Here is a 13,726-nt window from a genome sequence, read left to right as displayed (position 1 = left end):
GTTGGAGCGGACCTGCGCCACTGACCAACCTGCTGCTGAGCTATCCGGGCAGCGCGTCCTGAGCGTGAACCAGCCAAGCCGACCAGACTTAGTCAGTGCTGGCGGTCCGCACGCACGCCCAACCACCTGTTGGCCGCCGAACTCGGGATGGGCTAGTTGGCTGGCCAGCGGGCGCGTAGGACGCCGTCGGGGTCGGGCAGCGCGCCTTCGAGCAGCGGGTTGTAGTCGCTCAGCATGTTCGGGATGACGAGTGCGGCGACCGCGTCGGTGGGGAAGTCCCCGGCCTCCGGGTCGTCGAGGTTGCGACTCTGAATGCGGCCGGCGGGATCCTCCCAGACATACTCGCAGTCGTCGGCCGTCGCGTTGACGGCCTCTACGTCGCGTGAGAGGTCGGGCCACACGGTCAGCATCGCCCGTGGTGCGAGTTGAAGATCTTCGATTGTTTCTGGCGTCAGGCGGTGCCATCGGAACAGGTTCCACGCCGGGCACTCCTGCAGCAGTAGGGTTCCCCGGCTAGCCATTAGGTCGGCAGCTTTCGCCCAGAACGCTGCATCGGCCGGCGGCCAGAAGTCTTCGTCCTCTTCGGCTTGCCTGTCCAGTAGGACCGGCAACAGTCCTAGATCGGTGACTGCGGCAACTGCTCGCTCGCAGGGGACGTGACTACCGACGTACATGTACTGGTCGAAGCCGAGGCTCACCTCGAACACACCGTCGACCTCGAGGTGACACGACGCGCCGTTGTCCCGCAGCATCGCGCGGACGAGCTCAACGCCGACCCCGATCGGCACAACCCGTCCGTCGTAGTAGTCGCTGAGATCCGGGGCGAACAGCCCCGCCAGCCCGTGCCCTTCGACCGGCGCCTCCAGCCCGAAATTCACAAAGCCAGTCACACCAGGCCGCCGAAGGCTGACCTCGGTGACGCCGCTCTCCTCAGCAAAGGCCAGCACCGCCGCGAGGTACGCCGCTTCCTTCGGCCCATGATCGCTCGCCTCGTCCTCAGGCCCGGCGTACAGCCCAGCCTCGTTCCAGTCGGCAGGGTCGTACTTCGTCACCTGATACACGTAGGGCAGCGCCACACCCCGAATGCTGCCAGCCGCCGAAGTGGCGTCGCCTCCCCTTTTCCGCGAGCGAGGTCGGCCTGAGCTGTCGCCAACGTGCTCCCAACGGCCGGTCCGCCGCCAAACTTCGTGTAGGGAGACCACGGTGGGCGCTCGCGCTGGAGGCGCCGAAGATGAGTCGCCGCCGGCGGCGGTGTCGTTTGGCTACTGGCCCCAGGTCAAGCTTCTGACCTGGGGTTTTGTAGGCCCCGTCGGACTCGAACCGACAACCCGCGGATTAAAAGTCCGCTGCTCTGCCAATTGAGCTAGAGGCCCCTGGTGGTGAGGGGTTGGGGAATAGTGTCGCAGGTTTGGGGGCGGGGTGGGGGTGGTGGGGTGGTTTGTGGGGTGTTCGGCGGGGGTGGTGAGGCGTACTGTCGGGGTCTGGGGAGTACTACTTCGCGCCGCGGGGGGCTGGGGCTAGGGGGCGTTATGGGGGTTGTGGAGCGGGCTGAGGTGGTGCGGGCCCATGCGGAGGTTGTGGGGGCCTGGCGGGAGATTGTCGAGCAGGCTTCGGATATGGGGCTGGCCGATCGGATCGCGATCGGGGTGACGTTGCGGGCTCGGGCCGAGGCGTTGGCCGGGTTCGAGGGGCTGGCTCGGGACGCGGGGGATCTGGCGACTGATGCGCGGGCGTTCGCGGCGGCGGTGCGGGCGCAGAATCCGTTGAGCGGGGTGATGGCGGGGGTCGGTCTCGCGGCGGGGGTGCTGGGGTTCTTCGGGTGGTGGTCGTTCCAGGCTTTGCGGACGGTGTTCGCGCCGGCGGCCGAGGTGGGGATGGCGCAGACGACCGCGGCGTTGATCGGGGTGGTGACGGTCGCGTCGGGGGCGGTGATCGTGTCGGTGGTTCGGGCCGCGCTGGAGGCTGCGCGGGCGGCGTTGGAGTCGCTGGAGAGTCTCGGTGCGCGGTCGCATCCTTCGGCGGTGTTGCTGCGGGAGGTTCGGCCGGCTGAGGAGCGGTTGTTCGCGGTGTTCCGGCAGCAGGTGCCGGAGCCACCGATCAGTGCTGGGCCGTTGATCGTGATCGGGACGGTCGGGGTGCTGGCGGGGGCCGTGTGCGCGGCGTTGGCCGGGGTCGGGGTAGCGGCCGGCTGAAAGTGCGCTGAGCTCTGGCCGAGGGGTCGATCGGAGTGCTATGCAGGTCTCTTCGCCTGGGTCGTCCAGGCGCTGACAATCCCGCCGCGGGGGGACCGACGGCGGGTTTGGGGGGAACCACTGTGGTGTGTATTCGTGCTGCGTTCATGGCTGTCGTGGTGCTCGGTTTCGGGGTCGGGTGCGGTACGGCGGAGTCCACCGAGCCGGCCGCGGTCGCCGGCAAACCAATCGCAAAGACCGTCACCACCCAACCGCCAACGGCTCAACCGGCAACCGCTCAACCCGCAACCGCTCAACCGGCGACCACGCCGACACCGGCCGTCACGACGACGGTGAAGCCGAAGCTCGTCGTACCGAAGACGACCACGAAATCGGTCGTCGAGCTCAAGGTGATCCCGTTCAAGAAGAAGACGGTCACCGACAGCGCCCTGCCGAAGGGCGAGCGCACGATCCGGACCCCGGGCGTCAACGGTTCCCGGAAGCTCACGTACGACGTCACCTATGTCGACGGGAAGCAGACGACGAAGAAGCTCGTCCGCCAGGAGGTCGCCAAGGAACCGCGAACCCAGGTGACGGCCGTCGGTACCAAGGTCGAAGCGGAGGAGACCGGCGGCGGCTGCGATCCGAACTACAGCGGCTGCGTCCCGATCGCGAGCGACGTCGACTGCTCCGGCGGCAGCGGGAACGGCCCTGAGTACGTCGATGGCCCAGTCACCGTCACCGGATCCGACATCTACCGCCTGGACGCCGACCACGACGGCATCGGCTGCGAGTAGGCACGGCATGCCGGGCCATGCGATGTAATGCGTGGGTGTTGACCTACGAGCTGACGTCCAGGGACCTGGAGGAGGTCCGGTTCGCGCTGTCGCCTGCGGCGGAGACTGTGCTGAGCCTGCGGGCGCTGCGGGACCCCGGTCGGTTTCCCCTGCAGCTTCCGTGGGTTCGTGCGGTGCAGCCGCTTCTGAGTGACCTGGACTGGACAGTCCTCGGCCAGCTCGTCAACGACACGATGGGCAGCCCGGACTTCCTCACGCCGCGGCCGACCTCGCCGCTCACCCAGTTCGCCGATGAGCTCGAGCTGATAGCCGCGGTCGATCAAGACACGTTCACCCGACAGCTCACGGCGGTGAACGGCGAGCTGGACCAAGACCTCACGCCGGCCCGGGTCGCCACGGCACTCAGCGACTACTGGCAGACGGTCATGGCGCCGTACTGGAATCGCATGCGGACGATCCTCTCCGCCGACATCACCTATCGCGGCCACATCCTCACCCAGCAAGGCACCGCCGCGATGCTCAACGAGCTAGGCCCCGCAATCTCTTACCACCAAGGGCTTCTGAAGGTCGACAAGGTCAGCGAACAAAGCCGCACCGAGAGCGTCGACGGCCGCGGCCTCGTCCTCCAGCCAACCCTCTTCGGCCCCCACGCTGTCATCCCGTACGACCCCGGCGCCGAACCGTTCCTCGGCTACCCGCCCCGCGGCCAGGCCAACCTGTGGACCGTCGTCGATCCGCCCACGCCACAGGACCTGGCCCAACTCATCGGTACGGCGCGCGCCCGCATCCTGCAGCTCCTCACGCATCCGCGCACCACCACCGACGTGGCCGCCGAGCTGCAGGTCACCCCGTCAGCGGTCAGCCAGCACCTCCAACTGCTCCGCCGTACCGGCCTGGTCGAAGCGCAACGAGCCGGCAAGCAGGTGCTCTACCGACCGACAGAGTTGGCCCAATTGCTGACAGGACACTAGTGTCCCGCAAACGATGTAGGTCGAGTGATATCGGTGTCCAGGTGCGTGCATCGTGGTGCTTGAGGCGCGTCCTCGATGCGGTGTTCATCGTGGGCGTGACTCAAGCGCCGCGAGGTGCGTGCCTGGGCGCCGATAGCGCCGAGCTACATTGTTTGCGGGACACGGAAGTCGAAACCAGACCGCGGGAGCTCGCACCGGAGTGGGCTGAGAGGGCGACAGAGCAGGCGTCGCCGACCGCTGAACCTGAATCGGGTAATTCCGACGGAGGGAGGACGCATGACGCAGTACGACGAGTCACCGGCCGAGCACGCCGTGTGGGTGAACGGTACGGCGACCACCAGCGGACCGGGGATGTCGGTCGCGGAGCTGGTCCGGGAGATGTCGGACCGGCAGACCGGGATCGCGGTCGCGGTGAACCAGAGTGTGCTGACCCGCGGCGAGTGGGCCGCCACGATCCTGACCGCGGGTGACCGGGTCGAGATCGTCGGCGCGGTCCAGGGAGGCTGAGATGGACGACCCCTTCGAGCTGGGCGGCCGCACGTACTCCTCGCGGCTCATCATGGGCACCGGCGGTTCGGCCAACCTGGAAGTGATGGAGGAGGCATTGATTGCCTCCGGCACCCAGTTGACCACGGTCGCGATGCGCCGGCTGGGCACCGGGCACGAGGGTTCGGTGCTCGATGTGCTGAAGCGGCACGGGATCGAGATCCTGCCGAACACGGCCGGCTGTCACACCGCCGCGGAGGCCGTGCTGACCGCGCGGCTGGCGCGCGAGGCGCTGGGGACCGATCTGATCAAGGTCGAGGTGGTTGCCGACGACCACCTGCTGCTGCCGGATCCGGTCGAGCTGCTCGACGCCGTCGACATCCTGGTCGCCGACGGCTTCACCGTGCTCCCCTACACGAACGACGACCCGATCCTGGCCCGCCGCCTGGAGCAGGCCGGCTGCGCGGCCGTGATGCCGCTGGCCGCACCGATCGGTTCCGCGCTCGGCATCCGCAACCCGCACAACATCTCCCTGATCGTCGAGGGCGCGAACGTCCCGGTCATCGTCGACGCCGGCCTCGGTACGGCGAGCGACGCGGCACTGGCGATGGAGCTCGGCTGCGCAGCCGTCATGCTGGCGACCCCGGTCACCCGCGCGGAGAAGCCGGCCCTGATGGCGGCCGCGATGCGCGACGCGGTCAGCGCCGGCCGGAACGCTTTGCTGGCAGGGCGAGTCCCCCGCCGCTGGCACTCCGCGCAGGCGTCCTCCCCCACAACCGGACTGCCGACTTCGGAGTAGCTATGGACTTGGCGACAGTAGCGGCGGCCAACGACGCGTGGATGGGTCCGGCGCCGGAAGGCTCGGAGATCGTGGAGACCGCGGAGTACCGGCTGGTCCGGCTCCCCGATCGCTTCCCCCATCCGCTGCAGGTGCAGTGGATCAAGTCCACGCGCCCGGCGGCCGCCGTACTGGATGACGCGGTTGCCAAAGCATCCACCTATGGCCTGCCCGAGGTGTCCGTCTACGTCAAGATCAGTTCGCCCGCGGGCCTCGACGAGGCGCTGCTGGAGCGTGGCGCCGAGTACGTCGACACTGCCGACGTACTGGCCCTAGCTCTGCCCGCTGAGGTCAAGGCACCGGAGCTCGAGGCTCGCTGGGTGACCGAGCTGGAGATCGCCCGCGATGCCAACGCGGTGGCGTCCACAGTCTTCGGTGGTTCCAGAGCCTCCGACGAGGATCTCGCGTCGCGCTTGGCCGCCTACCGCAGGCAGACCGAGGCGCAAGCCGGCGGCGTGCTGGTCGGCTATGTGGACGGCGTCCCGGCCGGAGCCGCCGGCATCGACCTGGTCGACGGTGTCGCGCGGATCTGGGGCGGCTCCGTCCTCGAGGAGTATCGGGGCCACGGCATCTATCGCGCGTTGACGGCCGTCCGGTTGGCCTACGCCGTTGAGCACGGCGCCACGATGGCGCTCACCCAGGGGCGAGTCGCCACGAGCTCCCCGATCCTCAAACGGCTCGGCTTCGTCTCCTACGGCCAGCAGCGTTCGTACCGGCTCCCGTTGAGCTAGTCGTTGTCGCGGATCGTTCCCGTCACCCGATAAGGCACCTTCAGTACGGCGCCGTCCGCCGCCGTGATCACGACCGTGAACGTCTCGGCCTTCTCACGGAGTTTGTCGTCCTTGATCGGTACGACGAACTGTCCGGTTGTCTGGCCTGGTTCGATCTGCGGGTAGAGGCCTTCCTGCGGGTTGACGAAGTCGACGCCGAGTTTCGCCGTACCGCTGCGAAGTTCGGCGGTCAGATTGACCGTGCGATCCGACGGGGCGGACAGCTTCATCGGAAAGACCACACCGCCACGCCCCTCGATCCCGACGCCCGGTCCGATGGTCACCGTTGGGGTCGGATCGTCGTCGCGCACAATCCCGTGGGCGAGCGACCGGCCGATCATCGCATCGGTCGATCCGGCGAGCACCATGATGAACTCCTCGTCCGTCCCGTCCCGCTTGTTCGGGCGCAGCGGAACCTTGATCGTGACCGAGCGACGCCCGGCGGGAATCGTCACCCGGCCGTGGAACGCGCCCACCACGTCACTGTTCAGATCCCCGGACAGCTCCGCCCAGAACGTCACCGGCCGCGGGCTGACCCGCGACATCCGCACCTGGAAGTCGGCCGTCCGCGGTCCGGAATCACCCTCGACCATGTCCACATCCGCGACCGACAGCACCGGCAGCATCCGCGGTCGCCACTGACTGAGCGCAGGAGTCGAGAACGACAGATCAGCCAGGTACGCCGTACCTCGGGCAACCCGATCGGTCCGGATCTCCACCGATCGCACGTCGCGGAGATCAACCGCAAGACCGGCCAGCGGGATCCGGACCGTCTGCATCAGCACCTTCGGCAGCAGATAAGCGATCTTGCCCGGCAGTGGCTGCAACGCCTTACTGACCGTGGATACCGGCACGCTGGCCACCCGACCGTGACCGTCGACCAACCGGACCGAAAGATCGGTCGACCGTTCAGTTGCCGCACGCAACGACAGCACGGAGTACTGCCGAACGTCGCGCCGTCCAGCCGGCAGATCGAAGCGCAGCCGTCCAGTTGTCCCGGTCCAGCTCAGCTCCGTCGCCCGCCCGGCGACAAGATTCTCCACCGGCGATTCGGCCACCCAATGCGGTGTTCGCGAGTAGCCGTCGCGCACGCAGTCCGCCGAGCAGACCCGGGTCCGAGCAGCCCCGGTCAGTACGCCGGCCGGCCCGTCCAGGCGGGCGACGTCGTACCGATGTGGCGACTGTGCCATCACGGAAACGACCGCGCGACCAGCTGAGCGAGCGGGCGTGTTGGATCCGTCGAGCAGCGGCAGCAGCGCCGTCTCCCGACCGAGCTCGAGCCGGAAGAACCCAGCCATATAAGCCCGTCCGACCGCCTCCTGCTCGACCGCGGTCAGCCGTTGCTTCGACTTCGAGCCGCAGGGTTCGGCCTTGGCGTCGGCGGTCCAGTCGTCCGTTGTCGGCGAGACCGAGCGGCCCGGCGTCCATTCGGTGTTGAAGAAGTTGTGGTTGGCACCCATCATCAGCACGGTCGACCGCGCCGCGGGATCGCCGGTCATCGAGTACCGGGTGTCGTCGTAGTAGCGCTGACCGGACAGGTCTGCCACGTCGCCGTCGCAGTACGGGAGGATCACGCTCATCGCGACCCCGGGCAGGTTCGGCCGCAGGTAGCCGCCGGGAGCGAGCAGCAGGACCGCGCGGATACCGAACGGTTCCCCGAGGTCCGCGTTCAACTGGACCGCGCGAGCGACGCCCTCACCACCGCGGGAATGACCCATCAGGCCGACGCGCCGAAGGTCGAGCTTGCCGAGGAACTTGCGGCCGAAGGGCCCGTCGGCGTGGGTGGACCAGCGTTGCCAGAGCTTGAGGTGGGCGATCACCAGCTGGGCGCGGGCCAGCGAGCCGGTCATCTGGGTGTCGAAGTCCGCGATGTTGATGGCGTTCGCGCTGATCGAGACCACCTGGTAGCCGTGACTGGCGAGTGCCTTCGCCGGAGCGTCGTATCCGGCGTAGCTCGGGATCGACTTCGTCCCCTTCGGGCACGGCCACTCCATCAGGTCACCCGGGTCGACGTCCTTGGCGTAGCAGGTCAGGTGGATGCCGTGCAGGAACAGCACCAGCGGCCGCCGCCCGGGTGCCCCGATCGGCGAATACGATCGCCCGGCCAGCTCGCTCTTGATCTTGAACGCCGGGATGTCGACCACCCGATCACCCAGGTTGTAGTCACCGACCTCGACCCGGTACTTCCCGGCCGTGCCTGGATCGACCGGCAGGAATGCCGCGGCGGATGCCGTTGCTACCAACGGTGTCGCCAGCACCACGAGCGCGATGAGCAGCCTGGAGATCTTCACGGTCGCGAGCCTAGGCTGCCAAGGGGTAACCGAAGATCACTGTTTGATGGAGGATGAATGGGTACGCTCGAATATCCGAAGCCTGAGGGTGTTGCGCCGGGCAACGGCTACAGCCATGTGGTGACCGGACCCGGCCAATGGGTCGCGATCGCCGGCCAGGTTGCCCTCGATGCGGACGGCAATCTCGTCGGCAAGGGCGATGCGGAGGCCCAGACCCGGCAGGTGTTCGCCAACCTGGAGGCCGCGTTGAAGGCTGCGGGAGCCACCTGGGCGAACGTGGTGAAGCTGAACTTCTACCTGACCGACATGGCCAACCTTCTGGCACTGCGCAAAGTCCGGGACGAGCACCTCGGTAGCGGCCCGCGGCCGGCGAGCACCGCCGTACAGGTGGTTGCGTTGTTCAGCCCTGAGGCACTGATCGAGATCGAGGCATACGCCGTTATCTGAGTTCGTTCACGGCCAGCTGCGCGGCGAGGCCGATGGTGGAATCGGCGCGCGGCTGGCGGGAGTCGACGCGGGCGGTGAGCGTGAAGACGGCGACCGCGTAGGCGTCACCGGCCGGAAGGGTGACGACACCGACCTCGTGCCGGAGGGCGCCGAAGGTTCCGGTCTTGCCTGCGACGCGAATGGCGTCGTGCGGGAAGCCGGAACCGAGGCGGTGCTGGAAGATCTGCCGGTGCATCGCCGCCTTCACGAAGTCGGTCTGAGCGGTGGAGAGCAGTTCGCCCGCCCAGAGCCGGCTGAGCAGCAACGTCATGTCGCGCGGGGTGCTGGCCGAGGCGTTGGCCGCTTCATACACCCCGTCGGGTGTGGTGCGGTTGTTGTCAGCCAGTACGGCGAGGGCCGCATCCGGATCGTCGAGTCCGGTACGGCGTTGCAGGTCGAGCAGGTTGGCCGCGGTCCCCCGCCGTACCGAGGTTCGTCGCAGGCCGAAGGATTCCAGCAGCTCGGCGAGACGCTCCAGCCCGATGACGGTGAGCAGCGCGTCGGCGGCGGCATTGTCGGAGACCGTCATCATCGACACGGCCAGATCGCGGAGCGACATCGTCACAGGGTCGGCGAGGATCGACAGGCCGGTCGGGCCGGGGGTCCGGGACGACGGCTCGAGCGTCAGCTGCGCGCGGGGATCCAGCTCGCCCTCGTCGACCAAGCGGCAGAAGCCAGCCAGCAAAGGGAGTTTGTAGACCGACGCCATCGGTACGACGGCGTCCGCGTCGAGGGAGACGGTCGACTCGGGGGAATCGAGCGCGACCGCATGCAGCCAGCCGCGTACGCCGGCGTCCTCGAAGACTGCTCGGATCCGGGCGTTCACGGCGTCACCAACGCCGTGGTCAGGTCAGCCGGGCTGGCGAACGGAGTCCGGTCGTGCGACCACACCAAGCGCAACCGGGTCGGCAGCGGATCGCCGGTCAACCGATGCCGCTCGACGCCGGGCGCGGCAAGCGATGGGTCGGCGGTCATCACGATCGCCTGCCCAGCCGCCGCCATCGCAAGCCCGGCCCGCTCATCGGTCACCACCACGGTTCCACCATCCGGCCGATGCATCGCGAGCGTGTCCAGGAACAGATCCCGAGCCGCCGGCGCCTCCGCCCGCGGCCGAACCGCCACCGGCAGACCGCGCAACATCTTCAACTCGACAACCGAGTCAGCAGCGAGACCAGCAGGCGCGAGTGCCCAGGTCGGCAGCAATTGGACCGGCCCAGCCGCTAGACCGTCCAGCACGGTTGGATGCAGTACGACGGCCAGCGTCAACCTGCCCGCTGAGACCTGGCCGACGAGTGAGCTGGTCGGCGCCGTCACGACCGTCACTCGACTTCCGGGGACTGCTGCCCCGCAGGCTGCGGCCACTGCGGCACCAGCACCCGGTGGGACCTCGGGAGCGAGACCGAGGCGAATCTCCGGACCCTCCGGATCGCGAGCGACCGCAGCCTGATGAAGCTCCTCGATCGAGGTCAGCGCTCGCCGCGCGAACGGCAGCAGCGCGGTCCCCGCGGGCGTCAGCTCGACCCCACCCGAACCGCGTTCGAACAGCTTCGCCCCGACCAGCGCCTCCAGCCGGCGCAGGCCCTGGGACAGCGGTGGCTGGGTGATCCCGACGACCCGCGCCGCGTCGCCGAAGTGCTGCTCCTCGGCGAGCGCGATAAAGATCTGCAGGTGCCGTTCAGTCAGCATGACCCTGCTGACCTGCGGTGATATCCCCAGACACTCGCTTCATGCCTGAAAGCATATTCGACACACCGCGATCCCCTCACCTTGACTGAAGCCTCCGGAACGGTGAGAGGAGAACGCAGTGAAGGTGACGCGACGAGGCATGCTCGCAGGCGCGGCGGCGGTCGGAGCAGCGGGCGTGATCGGCCGGCCCGCGAGTGCCGAAACACCTGGCAAGCCGAAGGAACGCCGTACGCCGGTGGAGTTCACCTGGTTCGGCACACACGCCTGGCAGATCCGCTGCGGTGAGCACGTCGTCCTCACCGACCCGTGGCTGACCCGCTTCCATACCGGCACCTTCACCCCGGAAGGCGCCGACCCGAAGACCAAGCTGGTCATCGACAAGACCGTCATCGACAAGCACCTCGGCAAGGCAGACGCGATCCTGGTCCATCACGGCCACTACGACCACCTGTCCGACGTCCCGTACGTCGCCGCGAAAACTCAGGCGACCGTGCTCGGCACCCAGACGCACGTCAACCTGCTGAAGGCGATGCGCACCCAGGCCGATCTGCTGTCCCCGGTCCGCGGCGGCGAGTACCTGGTGTTCGACGGCTTCACCGTCGAGGTCTACCCCTCGCTGCATTCGTGCGGCGGCAAACGCCATACCTACGCCTACCCCGGCTACCACCAGGACGCCGTACCGCCGCGTCCGCGCGTGATCGAGGACCTGGTCGAAGGCGGCACCCTCGCCTACGTCATCACGATCGGCGGCCTGCGCATCCTCAGCCTCAGTACGGCGAACTTCGACCCGCACGCGCTCCGCGACCTCCAGGTCGACGTCGTCCTGGTGGCCCCCGGCGGCGAACCGGGCGTCACCGACCGCCTCCTCGAAACCATCAAGCCGGTCCCCACCGCCTTGGCCACCCACTGGGACGACTTCGACAAACCCCTCGCCGAACCCGGCGTCCCCTGGACCGACCTGACCCCGCTCCGCACCTCCGTCGAGAAGACCGGCGCCCGGTTCGTACTCCTCGACCTGCTGCAGAAGATCAGTCTTTGATCCGGTAGTGGTAGCGGGAGACCGTGCTGAAAGCGAAGCGGTGGTAGAGGGTGCGGGCGGCGGTGTTGTCGGCGAGGACCGAAAGGAAGACCTGGCCGATGCCGCTGGTTGTTGCCTCCAGCAACAGGCCGTGGATGACAGCTTGGGCCAGGCCCTGGCGGCGGAAGGCTGGGTCGACGGCGATGCAGTAGAGGCCGGACCAGTCGTCGACGAGGGCCAGGCGGCCGATCGCGGCGATCTGGTCGCCGACCATGATGCGGGCATAGAGGGCCGAGCCGCGGTCGAGGATCTGGCGGGCGACGGCTCGTTCGGCGGAGCCGCCGCGGCCGTCGTGCTGCCACCAGAACTCCGTCCACGCATCGTCGGCGACCGAGGAAATATTCACCTCGCCCATCGGCACCGGCAGCGCGGCCAGGACGTCGGCGACGGCCGCGCACTGGACGAGCGTCGGATTCTTCACCTGATAACCGCGAGCCGCCAACTGGGCGTCGAGATCGGTCGGCTGGGCCGCCGGGCTGATCTGGAAGGACGGCGTGATGCCGTGCGCCTGGTACAGCGTTTCCACGTAGTCCAAGGCCCTACCGAGATCGTACGGCGCTCCGGCCGGGAGCACCGAGTTCGCCCGCAGGGTGACACCGGCCGCTCGTCGGACCAGCCAGCCGTCGAGCTCGGTGCTGTGCGCGGCAGGCCAGCCCCGGTTCATCAGGTGGTCGATTCCAGCTGCGGTGATCACCTCACCGAGAGTAGAACTCCTAGGATCGAATTGCAATGTATTGAATAGTTATTCACGATCGTCGAGCAGCCGCGATCGCCTCGGCCAGCAGATCGACCCCCTCGATCACCGAGCTCACGCTCAACCCGCCGTACCCGAAGACCAGCCCGGCCGGCCCCGGCGGCGTCACCCAGTACGGCGCCAACCCGTAGACGCCGAGCCCGCGGGAGAGAGCGGCCACCTGGATCGCGGACTCGGTCATCCCCTCGGGCAAGAACGCCATCACATGTAGCCCGGCCGAGATCCCGATCGGCTCCAGCTCGGGCACCCGTAGCGCGAGCCGCTCCATCAACGTGTCCCGCAGCAACCGGTACCGCGGTCGCATCCGGCGCAGGTGCCGATCGAACTCACCGTGCGCCACGAAGTCCGCGAAGGTCAGCTGATCGAGCACCGGCGACCCGCGATCGTCCATCAGCTTCGCCTGCGACATCACCTCGACCAAGCGCGGCGGCAGAATCATCCACCCCAGCCGCAGCCCCGGCGCCAAGGTCTTGCTCGCCGTCCCGATGTACGCGACCCGATCCGGAGCCAACCCCTGCACCGCACCGATCGGCTCCCGGTCATACCGGAACTCAGCGTCGTAGTCGTCCTCGATCACCAGCCCGTCCCGCCGCGCGGCCCACGCCACCAGCGCGGCCCGCGTCTCCGCCGACATCACCACCCCGGTCGGAAACTGGTGCGCCGAAGTCACCAGTACGACGTCCGCCCCCGACCGCTCGAGCGCCTCGACATCAACCCCACCGTCGAGAACCGGTACGCCGACCGCCGTCAACCCGGCCTCCGCGGCCGTCCGGCGCAGATCGTCGTCGGACGGATCCTCGACCGCGAGGCACCGATATCCCTGGGCAGCAAGGACCTTCAGCAGCAACCGCGACCCCTGCGCGAACCCGTTGCAGATCAGCATGTGCTCCGGCCGCGCCGCCGTACCGCGGACTCGGTTGAGGTAGTCCGCCAGCGCCGTCCGCAGCTCGACCGTCCCGAGCCCGTCCAAGTAGGCAAGACTCCGGTACGGCGTTTCGTTCAGCACCCGGCGCACCGACCGCAACCAGGCTGCTCGGGGAAACTGCGAGACATCCGGCCGGCTGTAGCGGAAGTCGATCCGCGCCTCGCCGTCCGGCACCAACCCCACGTCCGAAGCCGAGACCGCAGCAACCTCCGCGACCTCGGTGTACCCACCGCCCCGGCTGACCAGGTATCCCTCGGCCACCAACTGCTGGTACGCCTCGACCACCACGCCTCGGGACAACCCCAGATCCTCGGCGAACGACCGGGTCGACGGCATCACCGCACCCGCCCGCAACAGCCCCTCGCGGATCCGGGCGCGGATCCCGCTCTCCAGCTGCTGATGCAGCGGCGCACCACCTGAGCGCTGGAGCTCGATCAGTAGCTCACCGGAACTGGTCCTGATTCGGGTCACGA

The 13,726-nt window shown here is 68.2% G+C and carries 14 protein-coding genes, 1 tRNA gene and 1 riboswitch; of the genes, 8 read left to right on the top strand and 7 right to left on the bottom strand.

Annotated features, from left to right (window positions below; genetic code table 11):
* Positions 1-152: 152 nt before the first annotated feature.
* Both OG474_RS20665 and OG474_RS20660 read right to left on the bottom strand, forming a co-directional pair.
* Positions 153-1,076, bottom strand: coding sequence for a hypothetical protein (locus OG474_RS20665; RefSeq protein WP_405063977.1), 924 nt, complete (start codon positions 1,074-1,076; stop codon positions 153-155).
* A gap of 224 nt (positions 1,077-1,300) precedes the next feature.
* Positions 1,301-1,373, bottom strand: a tRNA-Lys gene (locus tag OG474_RS20660).
* Between the two features lie 156 nt (positions 1,374-1,529).
* Here OG474_RS20660 and OG474_RS20655 point away from each other — a divergent pair.
* From OG474_RS20655 to OG474_RS20630, 6 genes are all read left to right on the top strand, one after another.
* The gene (locus tag OG474_RS20655; protein ID WP_405063976.1) at positions 1,530-2,192 is read left to right on the top strand and encodes a hypothetical protein; all 663 of its coding nucleotides are present in this window, start codon (positions 1,530-1,532) and stop codon (positions 2,190-2,192) included.
* A 146-nt stretch (positions 2,193-2,338) separates the two neighbouring features.
* The gene (locus tag OG474_RS20650; RefSeq protein ID WP_405063975.1) at positions 2,339-2,968 is read left to right on the top strand and encodes a G5 domain-containing protein; all 630 of its coding nucleotides are present in this window, start codon (positions 2,339-2,341) and stop codon (positions 2,966-2,968) included.
* 35 nt (positions 2,969-3,003) lie between these two features.
* Positions 3,004-3,939: a DUF5937 family protein gene (locus OG474_RS20645; RefSeq protein WP_405063974.1), complete on the top strand. Its 936-nt coding sequence runs from the start codon at positions 3,004-3,006 to the stop codon at positions 3,937-3,939.
* A gap of 171 nt (positions 3,940-4,110) precedes the next feature.
* A riboswitch (TPP riboswitch) is annotated at positions 4,111-4,226 on the top strand.
* Positions 4,216-4,446, top strand: a complete 231-nt coding sequence (thiS, locus tag OG474_RS20640) for a sulfur carrier protein ThiS (protein WP_405063973.1) — start codon at positions 4,216-4,218, stop codon at positions 4,444-4,446. Its footprint overlaps the riboswitch before it by 11 nt.
* A 1-nt stretch (position 4,447) precedes the next feature.
* Positions 4,448-5,224: a thiazole synthase gene (locus tag OG474_RS20635; protein ID WP_405063972.1), complete on the top strand. Its 777-nt coding sequence runs from the start codon at positions 4,448-4,450 to the stop codon at positions 5,222-5,224.
* A gap of 2 nt (positions 5,225-5,226) precedes the next feature.
* Positions 5,227-5,994 (top strand): GNAT family N-acetyltransferase, encoded by a 768-nt coding sequence (locus OG474_RS20630; RefSeq protein ID WP_405063971.1) that lies wholly within the window; start codon positions 5,227-5,229, stop codon positions 5,992-5,994.
* Here the strand turns inward: OG474_RS20630 and OG474_RS20625 are convergent.
* Positions 5,991-8,324, bottom strand: coding sequence for a hypothetical protein (locus OG474_RS20625; protein WP_405063970.1), 2,334 nt, complete (start codon positions 8,322-8,324; stop codon positions 5,991-5,993). The two genes, OG474_RS20630 and OG474_RS20625, sit on opposite strands and share 4 nt — an antisense overlap.
* A gap of 57 nt (positions 8,325-8,381) precedes the next feature.
* On the opposite strand from OG474_RS20625, the gene OG474_RS20620 reads away from it, so the two are divergent.
* Positions 8,382-8,771 (top strand): RidA family protein, encoded by a 390-nt coding sequence (locus OG474_RS20620; protein ID WP_405063969.1) that lies wholly within the window; start codon positions 8,382-8,384, stop codon positions 8,769-8,771.
* Here OG474_RS20620 and OG474_RS20615 read toward each other — a convergent pair.
* Together OG474_RS20615 and OG474_RS20610 are read right to left on the bottom strand one after the other, a co-directional pair.
* Entirely contained in the window at positions 8,764-9,636 is an 873-nt protein-coding gene (locus tag OG474_RS20615; RefSeq protein ID WP_405063968.1) for a serine hydrolase, read from the bottom strand. The two genes, OG474_RS20620 and OG474_RS20615, sit on opposite strands and share 8 nt — an antisense overlap.
* Positions 9,633-10,496: a LysR family transcriptional regulator gene (locus OG474_RS20610; RefSeq protein WP_405063967.1), complete on the bottom strand. Its 864-nt coding sequence runs from the start codon at positions 10,494-10,496 to the stop codon at positions 9,633-9,635. The genes OG474_RS20615 and OG474_RS20610 overlap by 4 nt, the downstream gene beginning before the upstream one ends.
* A gap of 118 nt (positions 10,497-10,614) precedes the next feature.
* Here OG474_RS20610 and OG474_RS20605 point away from each other — a divergent pair, with 118 nt between their 5' ends.
* Positions 10,615-11,535, top strand: coding sequence for an MBL fold metallo-hydrolase (locus OG474_RS20605; protein ID WP_405063966.1), 921 nt, complete (start codon positions 10,615-10,617; stop codon positions 11,533-11,535).
* Here the strand turns inward: OG474_RS20605 and OG474_RS20600 are convergent.
* Entirely contained in the window at positions 11,525-12,268 is a 744-nt protein-coding gene (locus OG474_RS20600; RefSeq protein WP_405063965.1) for a GNAT family N-acetyltransferase, read from the bottom strand. The genes OG474_RS20605 and OG474_RS20600 overlap by 11 nt on opposite strands.
* 52 nt (positions 12,269-12,320) lie before the next feature.
* A complete protein-coding gene (locus OG474_RS20595) occupies positions 12,321-13,724 on the bottom strand; it encodes a PLP-dependent aminotransferase family protein (protein WP_405063964.1) in 1,404 nt (467 codons plus the stop codon).
* Positions 13,725-13,726: the final 2 nt, after the last annotated feature.

It is taken from the genome of Kribbella sp. NBC_01505, from assembly GCF_045040285.1.
In the GTDB taxonomy this organism is placed as follows: domain Bacteria; phylum Actinomycetota; class Actinomycetes; order Propionibacteriales; family Kribbellaceae; genus Kribbella.
Note: the sequence above shows the minus strand (reverse complement) of the source record. Positions and strands in the feature narration are given on the sequence as shown.

Coding starts and splice junctions, on each gene's coding strand:
- OG474_RS20655 (WP_405063976.1), top strand. CDS start 1,530: ATGGGGGTTGTGGAGCGGGCTGAGGTGGTGCGGGCCCATGCGGAGGTT.
- OG474_RS20650 (WP_405063975.1), top strand. CDS start 2,339: ATGGCTGTCGTGGTGCTCGGTTTCGGGGTCGGGTGCGGTACGGCGGAG.
- thiS (WP_405063973.1), top strand. CDS start 4,216: ATGACGCAGTACGACGAGTCACCGGCCGAGCACGCCGTGTGGGTGAAC.
- OG474_RS20635 (WP_405063972.1), top strand. CDS start 4,448: ATGGACGACCCCTTCGAGCTGGGCGGCCGCACGTACTCCTCGCGGCTC.
- OG474_RS20630 (WP_405063971.1), top strand. CDS start 5,227: ATGGACTTGGCGACAGTAGCGGCGGCCAACGACGCGTGGATGGGTCCG.
- OG474_RS20620 (WP_405063969.1), top strand. CDS start 8,382: ATGGGTACGCTCGAATATCCGAAGCCTGAGGGTGTTGCGCCGGGCAAC.
- OG474_RS20610 (WP_405063967.1), bottom strand. CDS start 10,496: ATGCTGACTGAACGGCACCTGCAGATCTTTATCGCGCTCGCCGAGGAG.